The organism is Streptomyces sp. HmicA12 (genome assembly GCF_000373565.1).
Taxonomy (GTDB): domain Bacteria; phylum Actinomycetota; class Actinomycetes; order Streptomycetales; family Streptomycetaceae; genus Streptomyces.
Genome location: NZ_KB891852.1, coordinates 142,490 through 161,618 on the forward strand (window position 1 = coordinate 142,490; position 19,129 = coordinate 161,618).

Annotated in this window: 15 protein-coding genes and 1 pseudogene; 7 read left to right on the top strand and 9 right to left on the bottom strand. The window is 71.2% G+C overall.

The window, feature by feature from the left end:
• Positions 1-42 precede the first annotated feature (42 nt).
• The 4 genes from B072_RS0141295 to B072_RS48930 form a co-directional block, all read right to left on the bottom strand.
• Entirely contained in the window at positions 43-1,614 is a 1,572-nt protein-coding gene (locus tag B072_RS0141295) for an amidase family protein (protein WP_018535878.1), read from the bottom strand.
• Entirely contained in the window at positions 1,611-2,753 is a 1,143-nt protein-coding gene (locus B072_RS0141300; protein ID WP_234019029.1) for an MAB_1171c family putative transporter, read from the bottom strand. The genes B072_RS0141295 and B072_RS0141300 overlap by 4 nt, the downstream gene beginning before the upstream one ends.
• 72 nt (positions 2,754-2,825) lie before the next feature.
• Complete coding sequence (locus B072_RS45265) at positions 2,826-3,275, bottom strand: hypothetical protein (RefSeq protein ID WP_018535880.1); 450 nt, start codon at positions 3,273-3,275, stop codon at positions 2,826-2,828.
• A gap of 143 nt (positions 3,276-3,418) precedes the next feature.
• Positions 3,419-3,931, bottom strand: a complete 513-nt coding sequence (locus tag B072_RS48930) for a hypothetical protein (RefSeq protein ID WP_199791151.1) — start codon at positions 3,929-3,931, stop codon at positions 3,419-3,421.
• Positions 3,932-4,310: 379 nt separating this feature from the next.
• Between B072_RS48930 and B072_RS0141315 the strand changes: the two genes are divergently transcribed.
• The 4 genes from B072_RS0141315 (at position 4,311) to B072_RS0141330 (ending at position 6,944) form a co-directional block, all read left to right on the top strand.
• Positions 4,311-4,697, top strand: coding sequence for a hypothetical protein (locus B072_RS0141315; protein WP_018535882.1), 387 nt, complete (start codon positions 4,311-4,313; stop codon positions 4,695-4,697).
• Between the two features lie 198 nt (positions 4,698-4,895).
• A complete protein-coding gene (locus tag B072_RS0141320) occupies positions 4,896-5,351 on the top strand; it encodes a hypothetical protein (RefSeq protein WP_158689323.1) in 456 nt (151 codons plus the stop codon).
• A gap of 578 nt (positions 5,352-5,929) precedes the next feature.
• Positions 5,930-6,310 carry a helix-turn-helix domain-containing protein gene (locus B072_RS0141325; protein WP_018535884.1) on the top strand — a complete coding sequence of 127 codons (381 nt, stop codon included), beginning with the start codon at positions 5,930-5,932 and terminating at the stop codon, positions 6,308-6,310.
• Between the two features lie 160 nt (positions 6,311-6,470).
• Positions 6,471-6,944, top strand: coding sequence for a Dps family protein (locus B072_RS0141330; protein ID WP_018535885.1), 474 nt, complete (start codon positions 6,471-6,473; stop codon positions 6,942-6,944).
• A gap of 576 nt (positions 6,945-7,520) precedes the next feature.
• Here B072_RS0141330 and B072_RS0141335 read toward each other — a convergent pair.
• The 3 genes from B072_RS0141335 to B072_RS0141345 all read right to left on the bottom strand — a co-directional run bounded on the left by B072_RS0141335 (position 7,521) and on the right by B072_RS0141345 (position 14,207).
• On the bottom strand, positions 7,521-8,300 hold the full coding sequence (locus tag B072_RS0141335; protein WP_018535886.1) for an SDR family NAD(P)-dependent oxidoreductase: 780 nt from the start codon (positions 8,298-8,300) through the stop codon (positions 7,521-7,523).
• Positions 8,301-8,390: 90 nt separating this feature from the next.
• Entirely contained in the window at positions 8,391-9,191 is an 801-nt protein-coding gene (locus B072_RS0141340) for an Fpg/Nei family DNA glycosylase (protein WP_018535887.1), read from the bottom strand.
• 258 nt (positions 9,192-9,449) lie between these two features.
• Positions 9,450-14,207 (bottom strand): ATP-dependent helicase, encoded by a 4,758-nt coding sequence (locus B072_RS0141345; RefSeq protein WP_018535888.1) that lies wholly within the window; start codon positions 14,205-14,207, stop codon positions 9,450-9,452.
• A gap of 88 nt (positions 14,208-14,295) precedes the next feature.
• Here B072_RS0141345 and B072_RS0141350 point away from each other — a divergent pair.
• The 3 genes and pseudogenes from B072_RS0141350 to B072_RS0141360 all read left to right on the top strand — a co-directional run.
• A pseudogene (locus B072_RS0141350) lies at positions 14,296-15,045 on the top strand (AraC family transcriptional regulator); the annotation flags it as partial.
• 113 nt (positions 15,046-15,158) lie between these two features.
• Complete coding sequence (locus tag B072_RS45275) at positions 15,159-15,950, top strand: AzlC family ABC transporter permease (RefSeq protein WP_420707625.1); 792 nt, start codon at positions 15,159-15,161, stop codon at positions 15,948-15,950.
• Positions 15,947-16,255: an AzlD domain-containing protein gene (locus B072_RS0141360; RefSeq protein ID WP_018535891.1), complete on the top strand. Its 309-nt coding sequence runs from the start codon at positions 15,947-15,949 to the stop codon at positions 16,253-16,255. The genes B072_RS45275 and B072_RS0141360 overlap by 4 nt, the downstream gene beginning before the upstream one ends.
• 65 nt (positions 16,256-16,320) lie before the next feature.
• Here the strand turns inward: B072_RS0141360 and B072_RS45280 are convergent, their stop codons facing one another.
• Entirely contained in the window at positions 16,321-17,610 is a 1,290-nt protein-coding gene (locus B072_RS45280; RefSeq protein WP_063746505.1) for an MFS transporter, read from the bottom strand.
• Positions 17,610-19,007 carry an alkyl sulfatase dimerization domain-containing protein gene (locus B072_RS0141370; RefSeq protein WP_018535893.1) on the bottom strand — a complete coding sequence of 466 codons (1,398 nt, stop codon included), beginning with the start codon at positions 19,005-19,007 and terminating at the stop codon, positions 17,610-17,612. The genes B072_RS45280 and B072_RS0141370 overlap by 1 nt, the downstream gene beginning before the upstream one ends.
• Positions 19,008-19,129: the final 122 nt, after the last annotated feature.

Below are 19,129 nucleotides of genomic sequence, written 5' to 3' on the forward strand. Positions count from 1 at the left end.
GAGGGCCCGGCCGTTGTAGACGGCCGGGCCCCCACATGTTGCTCAGGCGTTGAAGGCGGGCGGCGCAACGTGCGCGGGCAGGACATTCGCGAGGGCCTTCGCCGCGGCAACGACGGTCCGGTCGGACAGGTACGGGCCGATGATCTGGATGGCGAGCGGCAGACCCTCCTTGGTGCGCCCGGCGGGCATCACGATCGCGGGCAGGCCCACGGGGGACGCCAGGTTGACCCAGCTCGTCTGGTCGTAGAAGTCGCGCTTGGCGCCGTCGACCGTGATGTACCGGTCGGTGGTGTCCGTCTGGTCGTCGATGGCGGCGGTCGGCGTCGCCGGGGCGATCAGTAGGTCGTGGTCGGTGAAGTAGGCGGCCCACTTCGCGCGCAGCTTCTGCCGGTCCTCGTCGGCGCGCGCCCAGTCGCGGTGCCGCATGGTGCGCGACTTCAGGTACAGGGCAGACGGCGAGTCGTCGGCGACCTTGTCGGCGGCCGCGACTTCCCCGGCGAACGCCTCGTCGGTGGCCGTGGCGGCGCTCGTGGCGTACATGAGGCGCTCGAACAGGACGTTGGAGTCCTTGAAGTCGACGGGCCGGGTGGTCTCGTCGAGGGGGGCTCCGGCCTGCCGCAGCGCGGTGACGACCTGGGCCAGGACGTTCGCGGTCGCGGTGTCGACGCGGCAGTAGTCATCATCGGCCCACACGCCGACCCGGAACTGGTCCAGTCGGGTCTTTGCCGGGGCCGGGAGGCGGACCGACCATGCGGTGTCGTCGGCGGGGGACGGGGCGGCCATCACGTTGAGGAGCAGCGCCAGGTCGTCGGCGGTGCGGGCGATCGGGCCGAGGGTGAGCATGTCGGAGCTGGTGAGCCAGCCCGGCGGGCGCGGGATGTGGCCGTGGGTGGGCACGATCGGGCCCGCGGTGCCGCGGGAGGTGCGCAGCGCGTACACGCCGCAGTAGGCGGCCGGGAGGCGCAGCGATCCGGCGAGGTCGGAGCCGACCTCCAGGGCGGACAGGCCGGTGGCGACGGCGACGGCCGGGCCGCCGGAGGAGCCGCCCGCGGTCTTCGTCTCGTCGTACGGGTTGTTCGTCTTCCCGAAGATGGGGTTCGACGTCTGCAGGTCCTGGCACATCGTCGGTACGTTCGTCTTGCCGACGATGACGGCGCCGGCGCCGCGCAGTAGGGCGACGACGTCGGCGTCCTGGTCGGGGACGTGGTCGGCGAGGGTGGTGGAGCCGCACGTGGTGAGCAGGCCCTTGGTCTCCAGGGCGTCCTTGACCGTGATGGGCAGGCCGTGGAGCGGGCCGAGGGTCTCGCCGGTGGAAGCGAGGTGGGCGTCGGCCTTGTCGGCGGCTGCGCGGGCCGCGTCGGCGTCGAGGGTGACCACGGCATTCAGGTCCTTGTTGACCTTGGCGTGGTGGTCGAGGACCTGCTCCAGGAGGTCGCGCGCCGTTATGGCGCCCGTGCGCAGGGCGGCGAGCTGGGCGCGCGCGGTGGAGCGGTACAGGGCGGTGCTGGTCATCGTTTCCTTGGTGGTGGTGGCGTCGGCGGCGAAGGCTGTGCGCGGCAGGGTGACGGTGGCCGCGGCGGTCGCGGTGGCGGCGAGGAGGGTTCTGCGGTTCACGTGCGTGCTCCAGAAGCGGGGGCGGCCTGCGCGGTCGGCGTCGGCGCTGTGAAGTAGCGGGCGACGCGGACCATGTGGCGCAGGTCCTTGTGCGGGGTCGAGGTGTCCAGGGCGGCGTCACCATAGGTGGCCGCTTCGGCTACTGGCCCGTGCTCGCGCTGGTCCAGGGCGGCGCGGATCTGGGCGGCGGTGACGGCGGCTACGCGGTGCTGGCGGGACATCCACCAGGCGGCGTGCTCGGCCTCCGCGCGGTCGCGGACCTGGGGGGCGAGGTAGGGCCGCAGTCCGATCTGCGCGTCACGGATCTCGATGACTCGGCGGTACAGATTGAACGTCAGGTCACGGGAGTTGGCCGTCGGGTTGACGAACACGATGCCGGGCTCGGCGGCGGACACGGCCTGCCACAGCTTCTCCAGCTGCTGGTACTGGCGGGCTTCGGTGCGCTCGCGGCGGGCGCCGACGATGCGGCTGGCGACGATCGGCATGAAGTAGCCGATCTGCGTGAGGGTGGCGCCGACGTCGCCGCAGACCCAGGCGTACGGCTCGGCGGGCTTCACGCTGAACCCGTACTCGGCGCCGAGGATGGCGCACAGACGGATGCCGCTGTAGCCGAGGGTGATGACGGCGCCGACGGCGATCAGGCGCAGGCCGCGGCTGATCCACGGGTCCTTGATCTCTCCGGCGTACTTCCAGCACACCCGGGCCAGGTAGATTTCCGCTACCGAGTAGGCGCCCATGTAGAGCAGCAAGTACGCCTGAAACGCGGGGTCGTGGGCGTAGTACAGGGTGAAGTCGGTGGGCCGCTGTGAGACCGGGGTCAGCATCACGAACAGCACGCCCATGATGGCGATGACCGTGAGGGCGCCGGCCATCATCCAGCGGGCCCGGCGGTGGGCCGCGGCGGGTTCCTTCGTCCAGTACGCGAGGACGGACGCCTGCAGGCCGAAGACGAGCATGACGCAGCCCTGGGCGAGCGGGACGGCGATGTTCGTGACGCCGAAGACGCCGTCGATGCGGACCCAGACCCACGTCAGGGATATCGCGTAGCTCAGGGCCGAGAAGAGGTACGTGAAGGCGAGCGCGACCAGTGCCGGGTCACGCTGCTCGGGCTTGCGCCATGCCGTGCGCAGATCGCGCATGAGCAGGAGGAAGCCAGCGCCCGCGATGAACAAGCACAGCGGGTGAAGGATGTCTTTCAACTTGGTCCGTTGTCAGTCCCCGCGCCGCATGAGCGTGCGCGTGATGCGATCCGCCGACTCACTCTGGGGAGCCGGACGGCTGGAGATGACGTACGCCTGCAGGAAGGATCCGATGCCTTCCGCTTCCCGCTCGATGTCGTCGTTGTAGTCGCTGCGGCCGAGGATGATCGACATGAGTTCGTCGTCGACGTCGCCGAGGATGACTGCGTCCTCGTCGTCGGTGTCGCCGTCCGGCTTCTGCGCGGCCATGGTGATGCGGTGGCCCTTGAGCAGGTGCGCGTACTCGTGGGCGATGATGTGATCTTGGTGGGCTTCGCTGGTGTCGGGGTCGTAGAAGATGTAGTTGACCCCGCCCCTGCGGATGACCATCCCGCAGGGCGTGTCCTTGCTGGTGGGCTGCCCGGGCCCGATGATGATCGGCTCACCGATGAGTTCCTCGATGTATCCACGCAGCTCACGCACGCTGCCGACGCGAGGTAGACCTAGGGACTCAACGAAGACTCTGCATTCGTTGAGGACCGGGTCCGCCGACAGGGGGGTCGGCTCCTGAAATCCTCGGGCGGTGCGGCGTGAGCGGCGCCTCATCTAAGCTCCTTGCGCTGGTCTTAAGGTGTCCCGGGCCCGACAGTGGGGGGTTCCGTCTCCGCGGGTAGACCTTCGAGTCGGCGAACCTGCTCGATCATGGCTGCTGCGGCATTGAGGCCCTCGTCGGAGAGGGCGGCGGCACGCATCGCGATGCTGGCAACTCGCGCGTCCTGTAGGCGTTTTACGGTATCGGCCGTCACTCCGCTCTTGTTCATCCGGGCCAGTTCTTCGAGCTGGGCCATCAGCGCTTCTGGGGCTGCGCCCTCGCTCACCCGCTTCGTGAAACGGACGAGCTGCCGATGAAGCTGCTCGGGGGCGGCCCCGTTCTCCTTGAACCCGTTGAGGCGTTCGATGATCCCGTTGAAGACCTCGGCGGTGGCCCGGTTCGCCCAGTAGTCCTCCGGCACCCCGAAGAAGGCGGCAAGCCCGTCCATGTGCTTCTTGGTCGGGTTGTCGGCCCGGCCGGTGCGCAGTTGCCACATGTACGTGGTGGAGAACGTGGGGAGGCCCTGCTCCTCAAGCAGCCGGACCACAGTCGGGTTGGTGAACGGCCCGCGGGGGTCGTTCCGACACAGGAAGTCCAGCCGCTCAGCGAAGCTCTCCCCGTCAGGAGCCCCCGCCGAGCCTGACGCCCCATGAGAGTCAGTCACAGCGGACCTCACCTCTCTCGTACATCTGAGTTGACCTCGATTTTCGCTCTGGTGTGCAGTGAGGCTTACGATATCAACTCAGGTTGATCGCACTGGCCACGCTTTCCTCTCGCGGCAAGCGTGTTGGGCGCCGTATGGTGATCGCAGCATAGTTCGAACGAACATTCGACAACGGGTGCTCTAGCGACGGGATGGATCCACGATGCTTTCGCGCACAGGCCGAGACCGTCAGGCGTCGACAACGTCCTGGCCGGATCTGGCGATGGACCGCACGATCACCTTCTGTGTGGGCCCCGCCGTCAAGCCCGTCGACGCGATGGCCCGATCCGTCGCACTCGTGCGCCGCACGCTGCCGATGCTCCTCGGGGACACCGCGCACTCCACGGCGACCCTCACCGAAGGGGCGCTTGCCGTCATCAACGAACTCGTCGACATCACCGCCAGGCACCGCATCCCCGGCACCGACCTGACCGGCCACCTCGCCTGGGACGGCACACACGCGCTCATCACCATCGGAGACATGGACATCGCTCTCCCGCCGGCTGAAGAGGAGCCGGGGATGTTCACCGTGCGGAACTGGGCCGAATCCATCGGGCAGCACCGCGGCGACCGCGGCGGCTGGTCAACCTGGGCGGCCGTCCGCGCGTAACGGCCGAGCGAGCGCGCAACGTCGCCGTTCGAACCGAGCCCCGACCGCCGGTCGGCCGATCAAAGCTCGTGCGGGGTCCCGACCGAACCAAAGGGGGGACGGCCGGGGCCCCGCACGTATATATGGACGACGCTCCAGGCGCCGATGGTGCCGCACGTCGCACTCACCGGCCCACTGTCAGACCCCGCCCGTACGGTCATGCCGGTGAACGAGCATCCAGACCCCACGCTGTGCCACCTCAACGAGACCGTCCTCGAAGCCAACGGGTGGCCTCCGTTCAGCGGCACGTTCGACCTGCTCAGTGACGGGCGCTTCGACCTCCCGACGCAGCAAGGGGTCTACGTGTTCTTGGCGGGCGGAAAGAAGATCGCCTACCCGCGCGGGGAGTCCTCGATCGTGTACCTCGGCAAGGGGGAGGGCGGGCGGCGCGGAGTGCGCGGTCGAGTCGGCCGGCACCGTGGGTACATCAAGCAAGGCCCTCATGAGAGGTACGTAATGCATCCAGCCCATGAATGGATCATGGCGAGGGGTGGCTCCGTCCTGTACTCCCTTGCCCCCGACGGCTCCGGCTCTGCGGGCATGGAGCGAAAGCTGCGCGAGGCGTTCAAGTTGCTGCACCGCACACGCCCTGTCGGTAACGGAATCGACGCATGACGCAGTGGTGATTCTTCTGCGCGGGCCGCGAATGCCGGCGCCCCGGCGCCCGCCTCCTTGAACGTCGCTCGAGCCCGCCCGGAGAAGTTGGAATGAAGCGGATGTGTCGACCCGTTAACGGGTAAAAGGAGCGCCATGAAGCATGGGCGAGAATCGAGGTGTAACCCTCAGCGTGGGGAACGAGAATTTCACGCGTCGAGTAGCCAGGGGATGTGGGGGCTGGTGGGCATTCGAAGGTGGCGAGTGACGCAGCTCACGCCGCGCGTCCACATGTTGGACTCTTCTGCCTGGCGGCAGCGGCCCCTCGCTCGACGCTCTGATGCCTCCCCTGCGGCCCGTCCGTGCAGGTACCGCAGTGAAGCCCGGGACGGAGTGAAAGACGTAAGTAGCCCCCAAAGTAGCCTTAGGGACGGTTATTCTGGCTTCTTCGCAGGTGACAGCGCTGTAGCGACTCTCCGGGGGGTTTTGATGTTTGCAGCCCTGAGTGAACACGACATCGCTCCCCGCACGGCCGCGGCACGAGGCGGTACGGTGGGGCGTGAAGGATGCGGTTACGCGGTCCGAGGAGGGAGCCACCGATGATTCTGCTCCGTCGCCTGCTGGGTGACGTGCTGCGTCGGCAGCGCCAGCGCCAGGGCCGTACTCTGCGCGAAGTCTCCTCGTCCGCCCGAGTCTCGCTCGGCTATCTTTCCGAGGTGGAGCGGGGGCAGAAGGAGGCTTCCTCCGAGCTGCTCTCCGCGATCTGCGACGCGCTTGACGTACGGATGTCCGAGCTGATGCGCGAGGTGAGCGACGAGCTCAGCCTCGCCGAGCTGGCCCAGTCGGCAGCAGCCGTTCCGTCGGAGCCGGTGCCAGCGCCGGTTCGTCCGATGCTCGGTTCCGTCTCCGTGACCGGTGTCCCGCCGGAACGGGTGACGATCAAGGCGCCTGCGGAGGCTGTGGACGTCGTAGCGGCGTAGCAGTTGCGCTCAGCGTGCATGTGGAAAGGCCCCGGCCGGGGAATCCGGCCGGGGCCTTCTGCTGTGCGTAGGGAGGTCGGCGGTCATGCCTTTTTACCGATGTGTCCGTAGTGGTTCGTATGTGCCATTGTTGAAGGTGGTTTCGATACGGAGGTAACGGATGTACGTCGTGAAGAGCCCGCTGTCCGATGCTGACCTGAAGACGGTGTCCGAGGCACTGCAGGGCGCCTTGGTCGATCTCGTGGACCTCTCGCTGGTGGCGAAGCAGGTCCACTGGAACGTGGTCGGCCCCCGCTTCCGGTCGGTGCATCTGCAGCTCGACGAGGTCGTGGACACCGCGCGGCTGCACTCCGACACGGTGGCCGAACGGGCCTCCACGCTCGGAGTCTCGCCCGACGGCCGGGCCCAGACCGTGGCGTCGACCAGCGGGATCGGCGCGATCGCCGACGGCTGGGTCAAGGACGTGGATGCGGTGGGGACGCTCGTGGACGCCCTCGGTGCCGTGATCACTCGCATGCGCGAGCGGATCGAGGCGACCGGCGAGGCGGACCCGGTGAGTCAGGACATCTTCATCGGCATCACGGCGGATCTGGAGAAGCATCACTGGATGTTCCAGGCCGAGAACGGCGGCTGAGACGGCCCGGCTGGGGCGGTCCGGCTGGGGCGGTCCGGTTGAGACGGCCTGGCTGGCTGGGTCGGCTGGGTCGGCTGAGCAGGCTGGGTTGGGTGGATCTTTACCGAGTGGCTCCGGCCGAGCGGGGGGGCACGCGGATACCGGGGGCGCGTCACCTTCTCGGTGGCGTGCTCCCGGTGCGCCCTGTCCGTGGGGTTCGAGCGTCGTTAGCGTCTTCAGCGCCCATGTGCGGCGTGTGTGGCTGGGTGCGGTGGGTGTGCTTCGAGTGCGCGACGGGTGGAGGTGAGCGGTCGGTGGCGGTGGCTGGGAGGCGGTTGCTGTACTGGATACCGGCCGTGGCGTTCGGGGTGCTGTGGTGGTGGGGTGTGCTGCGGCTGGCCTTCGCGTCGGATGCCGGGGCGTTCGAGGGGGCGGTCGCGGCGGGGGGCTGGGGGTTGAGTCTGTTGCCGGTGCACGCGTTGCCCAAGTCGAGGGCCGCGGGGGTCGCGGGAGCGCCGGGTCACCACGGTGCGCGGCGGGTGCGGGCCAGGGCGCTGCGGGCGGGGCGGGAGGTCGCGGGCGGGCTTCAGGGGCGGGTCACCAGGGCATGGCGACGCCGCCGTTCGGGCGGAGGATCTGGCCCGTCGTGAAGGCCGCCGCGTCCGAGGCGAGGTGCAGCACCGCGTGTGCGATGTCCTCGGGTTCACCCACTCGGCCGAGCGGGGACATGCGCACCATCAAGGACTCGGTGTGGGCCTGGGCGCGGTCGTCGTGCCGGGTCGTCATCGGGGTGCGGATCCAGCCGGGCGCGACCGCGTTGACGCGGATGCCGTGCGGACCCACCTCCGTGGCGAGCGTCTTGGTGAGCTGGACGACGGCCGCCTTGGTGACTCCGTAGCAGAGCAGGCCGGGGCCGCCGGTGTCGATGGCGCCCGAGGCCATCGTGACGATGCTGCCGCGGGTGCCGGACGCGATCATGGTGCGGGCGGCCTCCTGGCAGGCGTACAGGACTCCCTTGAAGTTGATGGCGAGGACCCGGTCGAGGTCCTCGTCGCGGGTCTCCAGGACGGGGCTGCTGTGCATGATCCCGGCGATCGCGGCCATGATGTCGAGGCTGCCGCCGGAGGTCCGGGCCGCGGTGGCGATCGCCTCGGTGATCTGGGTGCGGTCGCTGACGTCGAGGGGGTGTGGGTGCGCGGTGCCGCCGGCCTGCTTGATCAGATCCGTCGTCTCGTGCAGGCCCTGTTCGTCGCGGTCCGCACAGTGCACGGTGGCTCCCGCCTGAGCGAGCAGCGCGGCCGACGCGCGGCCGATGCCGCTCGCCGCGCCGGTGACGAATGCGGTGCGTCCGGTGAGGTCGTACGCCGTGACAGGCATGAGGGGACCGTACGAGCATTTCTGACGGGTCGTCAATTGTCTTGCGCGGGTTGAAGTGTGGGTGTGTCTCCGGTGTGGGTGGCCGGCTGGTCACGGAGTGGGGCCCTGTTGGCAGGTGGGGCACCAGTAGGTGGGGCGTTCGCGTGACCCGTCACCCTGGTTCGCCTCGCGGATCGGGGTGCGGCAGCGCAGGCAGGGGCGTGCGGCGCGGCCGTAGACGTAGAGGCGCTCGTCGGGGCGGGGGCGGCCCGTGGTGACGCGGGACGGGCGGTCGCGGTTGGCTTCGAGGAGCTTCTTGGCGAGGAGGGGCAGGCGGGTGGCGGTGTCGGCCGGCAGCTCGCCGATGGGCAGCCAGGGTGTGGCCCGGAGGAGGAAGCAGACCTCGGACTTGTAGATGTTGCCGATGCCGGCGAGATTGCGCTGGTCGAGGAGCGCCTCGCCGAGAGGGCGTGCCGGGTCCGCGAGCAGGTTGCGCAGTGCCAGATCGGGGTCCCAGTCCGGGCCGAGCAGGTCGGGGCCGAGATGGCCGACCGCCTTGAACTCCTCTGCCGTACGCAGGAGTTCGAGTACGGGGAGGCGGTAGCCGACGGCTGTGCGGGTGTCGTTGGCGAGGATCGCGCGGATCTGGTGGGCGGGGCCGCCGCGCCAGCGCTCACCCGGAGCGAAGATCTTCCAGGCGCCGTCCATCCGCAGGTGCGAGTGGAGCGTGAGGCCGCCCTCGATGCGGGTCAGCAGGTGTTTGCCGCGCGGGGTGACGTCCAGGACTTCGCGGCCGGTGAGGTCGGCCGTGGCGAACCGGGGCACGCGCAGGTCGGAGCGGGTGAGCACCTGGCCCGCCAGGGCGCTGTGCAGCCGCTTCGCGACGTGGAGGACGGAGTCTCCTTCGGGCATGGGTTCAGGGTAGGCGTGTGCGTGGTGGCGGGAGCGGTGGCGCGTGTGGTGGCGGGAGGGGTGCCGGGGCTGATGCTGCGGGTGGCGGCGGGCGTGGTGGTGATGTGGTTGGAGCTTGGGTGGGCTCGCGCGGGCTCGAGTGGGCTTGGGTGGGGCGTGTTGCGCTGGCTGTGGCTGTGGCTGTGGCTGTGGCTGTGGCTGTGGCTGTGTGGCTGTGTGGCTGTGGGGTGCGGGTGCGGGTGCGGTGTGCGTGCGCCTTCATGCGCGTAGGCGGAGGCCCCGGGGTGTCGCGTGGAAGCCGGCTCCTTCCAGGAGGGGGGCGTACGGGGAGGTGAGCGCCGCCGTGCCGTTGATCCGCTCGACCGTGATCGTGCCGAGGGCTCCGGAGCGGGCCGCCTCGGCGAGGGACTGCGCGGCGGCGGGCAGGCGCGGGTCGTCGGCGAGCTGGGCCGGGGTGGGGTCCGACGCGTCCGCTGCGGCTGTGGCCTCGGTGGCGGGCCAGGCGAGCAGCGTCTTGCCGCCACGCTCCATGTAGAGCGCCAGCTCGCCGTCCACCAGAGCCACGAGGGAGCCTGCCTTGCGGCCCGGCTTGTGGCCCGCGCCGGTGGGCGGCTCGGGCCAGGGGAGCGCCGCCCCGTAGGCGTTCGCCGGATCGGCCGCGGCCAGGACGAGGGCGCGGGACGCGGCGGACTTCCGGGCCGGGGCGTCGACCGGGGCGTAGGGGTCGGGCGGGGGTGCACCGCGCTCCCGTGCGTTCGCCGCCGCGCGCAGGCGGTCCACCGCGCCGTCCATGGCGAACTGTGCCGCGCCGAGTCCTTCCACGACATAGCCGCGCCGGGCCTGCCCGCTCTCCTCGAAGGCGGACAGGATCCGGTACGTCGCCGAGAAGCCGCCCTCGACGCCTTCGGCCGCCACCGCGCCGCGGGTCACCACGCCGTGCCGGTCCAGAAGGGTGCGGGCCAGGGCGTGGGCGCGCAGGGTCGGGTCGGGCTCCTGGGCGGGCAGCAAAGACCAGCGGCCGGCGACCGTGGGCGGGCCGGTGCGCGAGGTGGGCCGGGCCGCCGCGGTGAGGCTTCCGTAGCGGCCGCGCGGGACGGCTCGGCGAGCCCGGTGGGCGGTGGAACCCGCGGTGCGGCCGGAGCCGAGGAGGGCGCGCATCGGGGCCAGCGTGTCGTTCGTGAGCCGGCCCGACCAGGCCAGCTCCCACAGCGCGTCGGCGAGTTGGGGATCGGTGGCTTCGGGATGGGTGGTGGCGCGGACCTGGTCGGCGATCTGGCGGAAGAACAGGCCGTAGCCGCCGGAGAGGGTGTCGAGGACCGACTGGTGGAGTGCCGTCGGCTCCAGGGGGTGCGCGGGTGGCACCAGGAGTGGGGCGGAGTCGGCGAGATACAGACTGACCCAACCGTCCTTGCCGGGCAGCGATCCGGCCCCGGCCCACAACACCTCGCCGGACGCGGTGAGTTCGTCCAGCATCGCCGGTGCGTAGCCGGAGACGCGGGACGGGAGGACGAGCTTCTCCAGGGCGGAGGCAGGGACCGAGGCGCCTTGGAGCTGCTCGACGGCGCGGATCAGACCGTCGATGCCGCGCAGGCCGTGACCGCCCAAGTGCTGCCATTGGGGCAGGAACTGAGCGAGGGCCGCCGGCGGTACCGGTTCGAGTTCGTGGCGAAGTGCCGCCAAGGAGCGGCGGCGCAGGCGGCGCAGGACGGTGGCGTCGCACCACTCCTGGCCGATGCCGGCCGGGTGGAACTCGCCCTGTACGACCCGGCCGTTGGCCGCCAGGCGTTGCAGGGCGCCCTCGGTGACCGCCGTGCCGAGGCCGAAGCGGGTCGCGGCCCCTGTCGACGTGAACGGGCCGTGGGTGCGGGCGTAGCGGGCCAGCAGGTCGCCCAGGGGGTCCTTGACCGGCTCCGTGAAGGCCTCGGGGACGCCGACCGGGAGGGCCGTGCCGAGGGCGTCGCGCAGGCGGCCCGCGTCCTCGATCGCCGCCCAGTGGTCGGTTCCGGCGATCCGGACGCGGATGGCCCGGCGGGCGGCGGCGAGGTCCTCGGCCCAGCCGGGCTCCGCTCCGCGCTCGGTCAACTCGGCGTCCGTGAGCGGCCCCAGGAGGCGCAGCAGGTCCGCGACACCTTCGGTGTCCTTGACGCGACGGTCCTCGGTACGCCACTGCAGCTCCTGCTCCAGCTCGGCCAGGACGTCCGCGTCGAGCAGCTCGCGCAGCTCGGCCTGACCGAGGAGCTCCGCCAGGAGGCGTGCGTCCAGAGACAGCGCGGCCGCGCGGCGCTCGGCGAGCGGAGAATCGCCCTCGTAGAGGAACTGCGCCACGTAGCCGAACAGGAGCGAGCGGGCGAAGGGGGAGGCCTCTGGGGTGGTGACCTCCACGAGGCGGACCTTGCGGGACTCGATGTCGCCCATCAGCTCGGCGAGGCCGGGAACGTCGAAGACGTCCTGGAGGCATTCGCGCACCGCCTCCAGGACGATCGGGAACGATCCGAACTCGCTCGCCACCTGGAGGAGTTGAGAGGCGCGCTGCCGCTGCTGCCACAGCGGAGTGCGCTTGCCCGGGTTGCGCTTGGGGAGCAGCAGCGCGCGGGCCGCGCACTCGCGGAAGCGGGAGGCGAACAGGGCCGATCCGCCCACCTGGTCGGTGACGATCTGATCCACGTCCCCCTTGTCGAAGGCGACGTCCGCCGCTCCGATGGGGGCCTGCTCGGTGTCGTACTCCATGCCCTGCTTGGCGGGCTCCTGGTCGAGGAGGTCCAGACCCATCAGGTCGGCGTCGGGCAGGCGCAGCACGATGCCGTCGTCGGCGTGCATGACCTGGGCGTCCATGCCGTACTTCTCGCTGAGGCGGGCGCCCAGCGCGAGGGCCCACGGGGCGTGCACCTGGGCGCCGAAGGGGGAGTGGACGACGACGCGCCAGTCACCCAGCTCGTCGCGGAACCGCTCGACCACGATGGTGCGGTCGTCCGGGATGTGACCGCAGGCCTCGCGCTGCTCGGACAGGTACGACAGGACATTGTCCGCGGCCCAGGTGTCGAGGCCCGCCGAGGCGAGCCGCACGCGCGCGTCGTCGGGCTTCAGGGAGCCGACCTCGCGGAGGAACGCGCCCACCGCACGGCCCAGTTCGAGCGGGCGGCCCAGCTGGTCGCCCTTCCAGAACGGCAGCCGGCCGGGGACGCCGGGGGCGGGCGAGACCAGGACGCGGTCGCGCGTGATGTCCTCGATGCGCCAGGAACTGGTGCCCAGGGTGAAGACGTCGCCGACGCGGGACTCGTAGACCATCTCCTCGTCGAGCTCACCGACGCGGCCGCCGCCCTTCTTGGGGTCGGCTCCCGCGAGGAAGACGCCGAAGAGGCCGCGGTCGGGGATCGTGCCTCCCGAGGTGACGGCGAGGCGCTGCGCGCCGGGGCGGCCCGTGACCGTGCCGGCGACGCGGTCCCAGACGACGCGAGGGCGCAGCTCGGCGAAGGCGTCCGACGGGTAGCGGCCCGCCAGCATGTCGAGGACACCGGTGAACGCCGACTCGGGGAGCGAGGCGAACGGGGCAGCCCTGCGGACCAGGGCGATCAGGTCGTCGACCTGCCAGGTGTCCAGGGCGGTGATCGCGACCAACTGCTGAGCGAGCACGTCAAGAGGGTTGGCCGGGACGCGGAGCGACTCGATGGAGCCCGACCGCATGCGCTCGGTCACGACCGCCGACTGGACCAGGTCGCCGCGGTACTTCGGGAACACGACTCCCGTGGAAACCGCGCCCACCTGGTGACCCGCCCGGCCCACGCGCTGCAGTCCGGAGGCGACCGAGGGCGGCGACTCCACCTGGACGACCAGATCCACGGCGCCCATGTCGATGCCCAGCTCCAGGCTGGAGGTGGCCACGACGGCGGGCAGCCGACCCGCCTTCAGGTCTTCCTCGACCAGCGCGCGCTGCTCCTTGGAGACCGAACCGTGGTGGGCGCGCGCGATGACCGGGGGAGCTCCCTTGGCGGCACCCGACTCGGCCATCAGCTCGGCCGGGGAGTGGTCCTCGGGGAGCGCCTCGCCGGTGGCACGCTCGTACGCGATCTCGTTCAGCCTGTTGCACAACCGCTCCGCGAGACGGCGGGAGTTGGCGAAGACGATGGTGGAGCGGTGGGCCTCGATGAGGTCCGTGATGCGCTCCTCGACGTGCGGCCAGATGGAGGGGCGCTCGGCCTTCTGGTCGGAGTCGGCGACCGGGGAGCCTCCCAGCTCTCCGAGGTCCTCGACAGGGACGACCACCGACAGGTCGAACTCCTTGCCGGAGGGCGGCTGGACGATCTCCACCTTGCGCTGCGGGGAGAGATAGCGCGCCACCTCGTCGACCGGACGGACCGTCGCGGAGAGGCCGATGCGGCGGGCCGGGCGGGGCAGCAGCTCGTCGAGGCGCTCCAGGGAGAGTGCCAGGTGGGCCCCGCGCTTGGTGCCCGCCACCGCGTGCACCTCGTCCAGGATCACCGTCTCGATGCCGGTCAGCGCGTCACGCGTGGCCGACGTCAGCATCAGGAACAGGGACTCGGGGGTCGTGATCAGGATGTCCGGCGGGCGGGTGGCGAGGGCGCGCCGCTCGGCGGGCGGGGTGTCGCCGGAGCGGATGCCGACCTTCACCTCGGGCTCGGGCAGGCCGAGGCGCACGGCCTCCTGGCGGATCCCGGTGAGCGGGCTGCGCAGATTGCGCTCCACGTCGACCGCCAGGGCCTTCAGCGGCGACACGTACAGCACCCGGCAGCGCTTCTTGGGGTCGGCGGGCGGTGGCGACGACGCCAGCTGGTCGAGGGCCGCCAGGAACGCGGCCAGCGTCTTGCCCGAGCCGGTCGGCGCGACCACCAGCACGTCCGAGCCCTCGCCGATCGCCCGCCACGCTCCGGCCTGCGCGGACGTGGGCGCGGAGAAGGCCCCCGTGAACCAGCCGCGGGTCGCGGGGGAGAACCCGTCAAGCGCACCGAGGGCGCCACGGGGGTCGTGGGCGCTGTGGGCCCCCTGCCTGGAGCTGACCATGCCTCCATCCTGCACCCCACCACTGACAACGGCTGTGACCAGCGCAAACGGGTGGTTCGGCGCGCCGGGAATGACGCAGAATGGGGCTATGGCGGGCAAGGGCGAATGGGCACGGCACTGGCGGTACGAGCAGCTGCCCGGCCTCGACCTGCTGCGTGCCCGCTACCTCCGCCACACCTTTCCGCGCCACAGCCACGACGGATATGTGTTCGGCGCGGTCACCGGCGGTGTCGAGGCGGTCGGCATGCCCGACGGCACCCTGCTCGCGGGGCCCGGCAGCGTCGTCATGATCAACCCGGAAGTGGCCCACACCGCGCAGGCGGGCGCCCCCGAGGGGTGGTCGTACTCCACGCTCTACCCGTCGGCACAGGTCGTCGCCGAGATCGCCGCGGAGACCACCACGGTCCGTGGCACCGCGGGTTTCGGGGAGCAGATCGTCACCGACCCGCAGGCCGCCCGGATGATCAGCGAGGTGCACCGCGCGGCCGAGCAGGGCAACGCGCTGGCCGCCGACAGCCTCCTGAGGATCGTGGTCGCCCGGCTGCTGCGCGACCACGGCACGGCGCTCGAACAACGTCCCCGCAGGACCGCGGGCGCCAAGGCCGCGGCACGCGCGCGTGAGCTCCTCGAAGGGCGCATGGCCGATCCTCCGGCCCTGGAGACCCTCGCCGGCGAACTCGGGACCAGCCCGTTCGCCCTCCTACGGGCCTTCCGCGACGCCTACGGAATGCCGCCGCACACCTGGCTCACCAACGTCCGGGTGCGCGCCGCACGACGTCTCCTGGAAGGGGGCACCGCGCCCGCCGAGGCCGCCGTCTCCGTCGGTTTCACCGACCAGCCGCACCTGAACCGGCACTTCACCCGGATCGTCGGCGTGCCCCCGGGGGCGTACCAGCGGGAGCGCAAGAACGTACAAGACCCGGACGCCGGCCTGCTCGTACCGTCGGGGACGTGGCAGAACAGACAACACCCGCAGACATACGAGACGAACGCACCGCGGACCGTGCCCCCGAAGCCGTCGGCGGGCGCGCCGGAGGAACCGGCACGTCCGACGCCGTCGTCGTCCGCGACGCCCTCGGGGTCGGCATCGCCGTCGGACTCTCCGGATTCGCCTTCGGAGTGACCTCGGCGGGCAGCGGCCTCAGCGTGCTGCAGACCTGCACGCTCAGCCTTCTCGTCTTCACCGGGGCATCCCAGTTCGCGCTCGTCGGGGCGCTCGCGGCCGGCGGCAACCCGCTCACGGCCGCCGCGGGGGCGTTCTTCCTCGGCGTGCGCAACGCCTTCTACGGGCTGCGTCTCTCGCAACTGCTCGCGCTCCCACGCGCGGTGCGGCCGTTCGCCGCGCACTGGGTCATCGACGAGACGTCGGCCGTCTCGCTCGCCCAGCCCGACCGGCGTGGTGCGCGCATCGGGTTCACCGTCACCGGGCTGACCCTGTACGTGCTGTGGAACGCGACCACGCTGCTCGGCGCCCTCGGGGCCGAAGCCATCGGCGACACCGACGCCTGGGGGATCGACGCGGCCGGGCCCGCGGTGTTCCTGGCCCTGCTGGCACCCATGCTGAAGACCACCACGGAGCGGGCCGTCGCGGGTCTCGCCGTGCTCCTGATGCTCGGACTGCTGCCCGTGCTGCCCGGCGGAGTGCCCGTCCTGGTGGCCGCGCTCGCCGCGCCGATCGTGCTCTACCTGGAGGGACGTCGCCGCGCCGAGACCTCCAACGCGCCGCAAGGAGAAGACCGTTGAACATCTGGATCGCCATCGGCGTCACCGCAGTGGGCTGCTACGCAGCCAAGCTCATCGGTCTGCTCGTGCCCGCGGGGGCTTTGGAGCGGCCCTTGGTGAAGCGGCTCTCCGCCTTGTTGCCCGTCGCGCTGCTCGCCGCTCTCACCGCGCAGCAGACCTTCGCGGACGGCCGCACGCTGGTCCTCGACGCCAAGGCCGCCGGCCTCGCCGCGGCCGCCGTCGCACTGATGCTGCGGGCGCCCTTCCTGGTGATCGTCGCGGCCGCCGTGGTGGTGACGGCGGGAGTGCGCGCGCTCACCGGGTGAGGCGCCCGTGAGGCGCAGGGGGTGGGCTCACGTCGTGGGACCCACCCCCTCCGTGTCAGCGGTGGTCAGTGGGCCACGGGGACGGCCGCAGTGCTGCCCTGGGTCTCCGGGACACCGAGCTCGAGGGCTGTACGTTCGGGGCGGCAGAAGAGGGCCGCCAGGACTCCGCCCGCCACCAGGAGGCCCGAGGTCAGCAGCCAGCCGTGCTCGTACCCCGCGGACACGGTCGCGGCGCCGTCCACCATGCTGCCCAGGACGAGCGGCGAGAGGATGCCGCCGAGGGCGTACACGAAGGTCAGCACGCCCAGGACGAGGCCCCGTCGGGACGGCGGAGTGATGCGGGCGCACGCCGTGGACGCGACCGTGAGCATCACCATGGCGAGCGCCATCGGGCCCATCATCATGGGCATCTTCACGGCCAGGGAGCCGGTCGTCCCGTAGACGGCGGTGGCGCAGCCCGCGAGCGCGACAAGGATGCCCGCACCCGCGCCCACAGGGATGCGCGGAGGCGTGTCGCGCAGTGCCGCGCGACGCGACAGCAGACCGTGCACCAGAAGGACGGCGCCATTGGCGAGCGCGCCCAAGCCGACCATGGTGCTCGCCTGGTGCAGGTCCCAGCCGACGACGCTCTCCAAGTAGTCGGGCGCCCACGTGAGCAGCGTGCTCATCGACCAGTAGGCGGCGAACGAACCGAAGGCCGCGGTCAGGAAGGTGGGCGAGAGCAGGATCGCCCGCAGCGGCACCGTGAGCGCGGCCTCGGGTGCCCTGGCCGCCTCCTTGCCGACCGAAGGGGCCATCGGGCCTTCGGAGCCCCATATGCGCCACGCCACCGCCCAGACGATCCCCACGAGACCCACCGCGCCGAACGACGAGCGCCAGCCCCAGTGCGAGATCACCCAGCTCAGCACCGGCGAGGCCACCGCGACGCCGACCGCCGCTCCGACGAGCAGGATCGCGGTGGGCAGCGTCCGTTCGCGCTGCGGGAACCAGCCGTGCACGTGATGCATCGCGACCGGCGACGCGGGCCCCTCGGCGGCGCCCAGGAGGACGCGCGTGGCCACGAGCATGCCGAACCCGGCCGCGCCCCACAGCATCGGCAGCTGCGCCGCGGACCACATCAGGGCGAGCACCAGGAGCAGCGTCGTCGTACGGACCCGCTTCGTGAGGGCGGAGACGCCCAGAGCCGCGACCGAGAACAGCGCGAAGAACGCCGACTGCGCGGTGCCGAACTCCGCGCGGCTGATGCCGAAGTCCGCTCGGATCTCCGGGCCCGCGAGCCCGAGGACCGCCTTGTCGGCGAAGTTCACGACCATGAAGGCGAGCAGGAGCCAGGTCGTGCGCCAGGCCCCGCGCATCAGCAGCACCCGTCGTCTTCGTCTTCGTCGACGATACCGACGCTGATCATGCCCTCGGCGGCCTTGCGGCCTTCCGGGGAGCGCGTCAACTCCGTCGTCACGTCGGTCCCTTCGGCCACCGCGGCGGACTCGGCGGCCGCCCAGGTGAAGACGCCGCGAGCCATGGTGGAGGTCTCCTTCTTGGCACGCTGTGCGTACACCTCGGCACGCACGCGTGCCACCTCGATGTCGGTGGGCGCGGCGAGGGCGGCGGTCTCGGCCAGGTGCGCCGCGAGCCGCGACTCGCCCTCGGCGAGCAGCTGCTGGGCCCGCTCGGCGAGCTTGTGGGCGCCGCCCGATGCTCGCGCGAACTCGGCCGCGAGAGCCGCCTCCGGAGCCGGCTTGAGGTGGGCCGGGTTCTGGTCGTACCAGCCGCCCCACAGCCGCCACAGATTGCGCACGACGAACTCCGGCTCGTCGTAGGCCGGGTGGAGGTAGGGGCGCGACAGGAGCTCCTCGGGCACCTTGACGCCGTGGATGACCGCGTCGAGCCGGTGGCCCGCGTTCATCAGGGCCCGCGTCTGTTCGCACAGCGACTCCAGGAAGCGCGCGGTGTCGTCCAGGGCCCGGTTCACGCGCTCCGCGCCCACGATGGGCACGCCGTGGCCGGGCAGCAGCAGTTCGGCGCCCAGCTCCTGCATGGCGCGCAGCGCGCGGGCCCAGTCCTCCGGGTAGCGCTGCACCTTCTGGGGGTTGCCCGCGTTCGGCGTGTTCCAGATGAACAGGTCGCCCGTGCACAGGGTCTTCAGCTCCGGGATCCACACATAGGTGTGGTCGTCGGTCTCCCCGCGCGCGTGGACGAGCTCGAACGTCAGCGCGCCGCGGCGGACGGTCAGCCGGTCCCGGTAGACGGTGTCCGGGTAGCGGTACGTGCTGGGCCACTCCAGGGACGGCACGCCGAACTGCTTGCGGTTGATCCAGGAGTTGTAACCGGCCGTCCGGATGTAGCGGTCGAAGCGTGCCGGAACGGCTTCGTGCGCGATGACCTCAGGGAGGTCGGTGCCGGTTTCCCGCGCTTCCTTGTCGAAGGGAAACACTCCGAACACGTGGTCCACGTGGCCGTGCGTGTAGATCACGGACCGCACCGGACCCGCCCCGAACTCCTTGACCGCCGCGTGCAGTCGGGCCGCCGTGCGGAAGTCGCCCGAGTCGACGAGGACCACGCCGTCACCGGTGTCGAAGGCGGTCACGTTGGCGAACGCGGGGAAGAACCCGACTCGTTCACGCAGCCGCACCAGCTCGTCCCCCGAGAACGCGCCCGACAGATGCGGGAGCAGCGTCTCGGTGCCCTGCCAGACCCGGTCGGTGTAGGCGGTGTAATCCGCCGCCTTCTTCTCCGCTTCGTTGTGCTCTGTCATGTGTGCGGCTCCTCGTGTACGGGCGGTCCGTCGCCGTGCGGGGGCTGTCGTGCACCGGCTGCACACGAGTTAAGGGGCCGTCTGTGATGTCGAACACCGCCCGACGTCACACAAGGGCGGGC

Bases quoted from the DNA above. Each gene is read 5' to 3' on its own strand.
- B072_RS0141300 (WP_234019029.1), bottom strand. From the start codon at position 2,753: ATGCGCGATCTGCGCACGGCATGGCGCAAGCCCGAGCAGCGTGACCCG.
- B072_RS0141315 (WP_018535882.1), top strand. From the start codon at position 4,311: ATGGACCGCACGATCACCTTCTGTGTGGGCCCCGCCGTCAAGCCCGTC.
- B072_RS0141320 (WP_158689323.1), top strand. From the start codon at position 4,896: ATGCCGGTGAACGAGCATCCAGACCCCACGCTGTGCCACCTCAACGAG.
- B072_RS0141325 (WP_018535884.1), top strand. From the start codon at position 5,930: ATGATTCTGCTCCGTCGCCTGCTGGGTGACGTGCTGCGTCGGCAGCGC.
- B072_RS0141330 (WP_018535885.1), top strand. From the start codon at position 6,471: ATGTACGTCGTGAAGAGCCCGCTGTCCGATGCTGACCTGAAGACGGTG.
- B072_RS0141335 (WP_018535886.1), bottom strand. From the start codon at position 8,300: ATGCCTGTCACGGCGTACGACCTCACCGGACGCACCGCATTCGTCACC.
- B072_RS0141340 (WP_018535887.1), bottom strand. From the start codon at position 9,191: ATGCCCGAAGGAGACTCCGTCCTCCACGTCGCGAAGCGGCTGCACAGC.
- B072_RS0141345 (WP_018535888.1), bottom strand. From the start codon at position 14,207: ATGGTCAGCTCCAGGCAGGGGGCCCACAGCGCCCACGACCCCCGTGGC.
- B072_RS45280 (WP_063746505.1), bottom strand. From the start codon at position 17,610: ATGCGCGGGGCCTGGCGCACGACCTGGCTCCTGCTCGCCTTCATGGTC.
- B072_RS0141370 (WP_018535893.1), bottom strand. From the start codon at position 19,007: ATGACAGAGCACAACGAAGCGGAGAAGAAGGCGGCGGATTACACCGCC.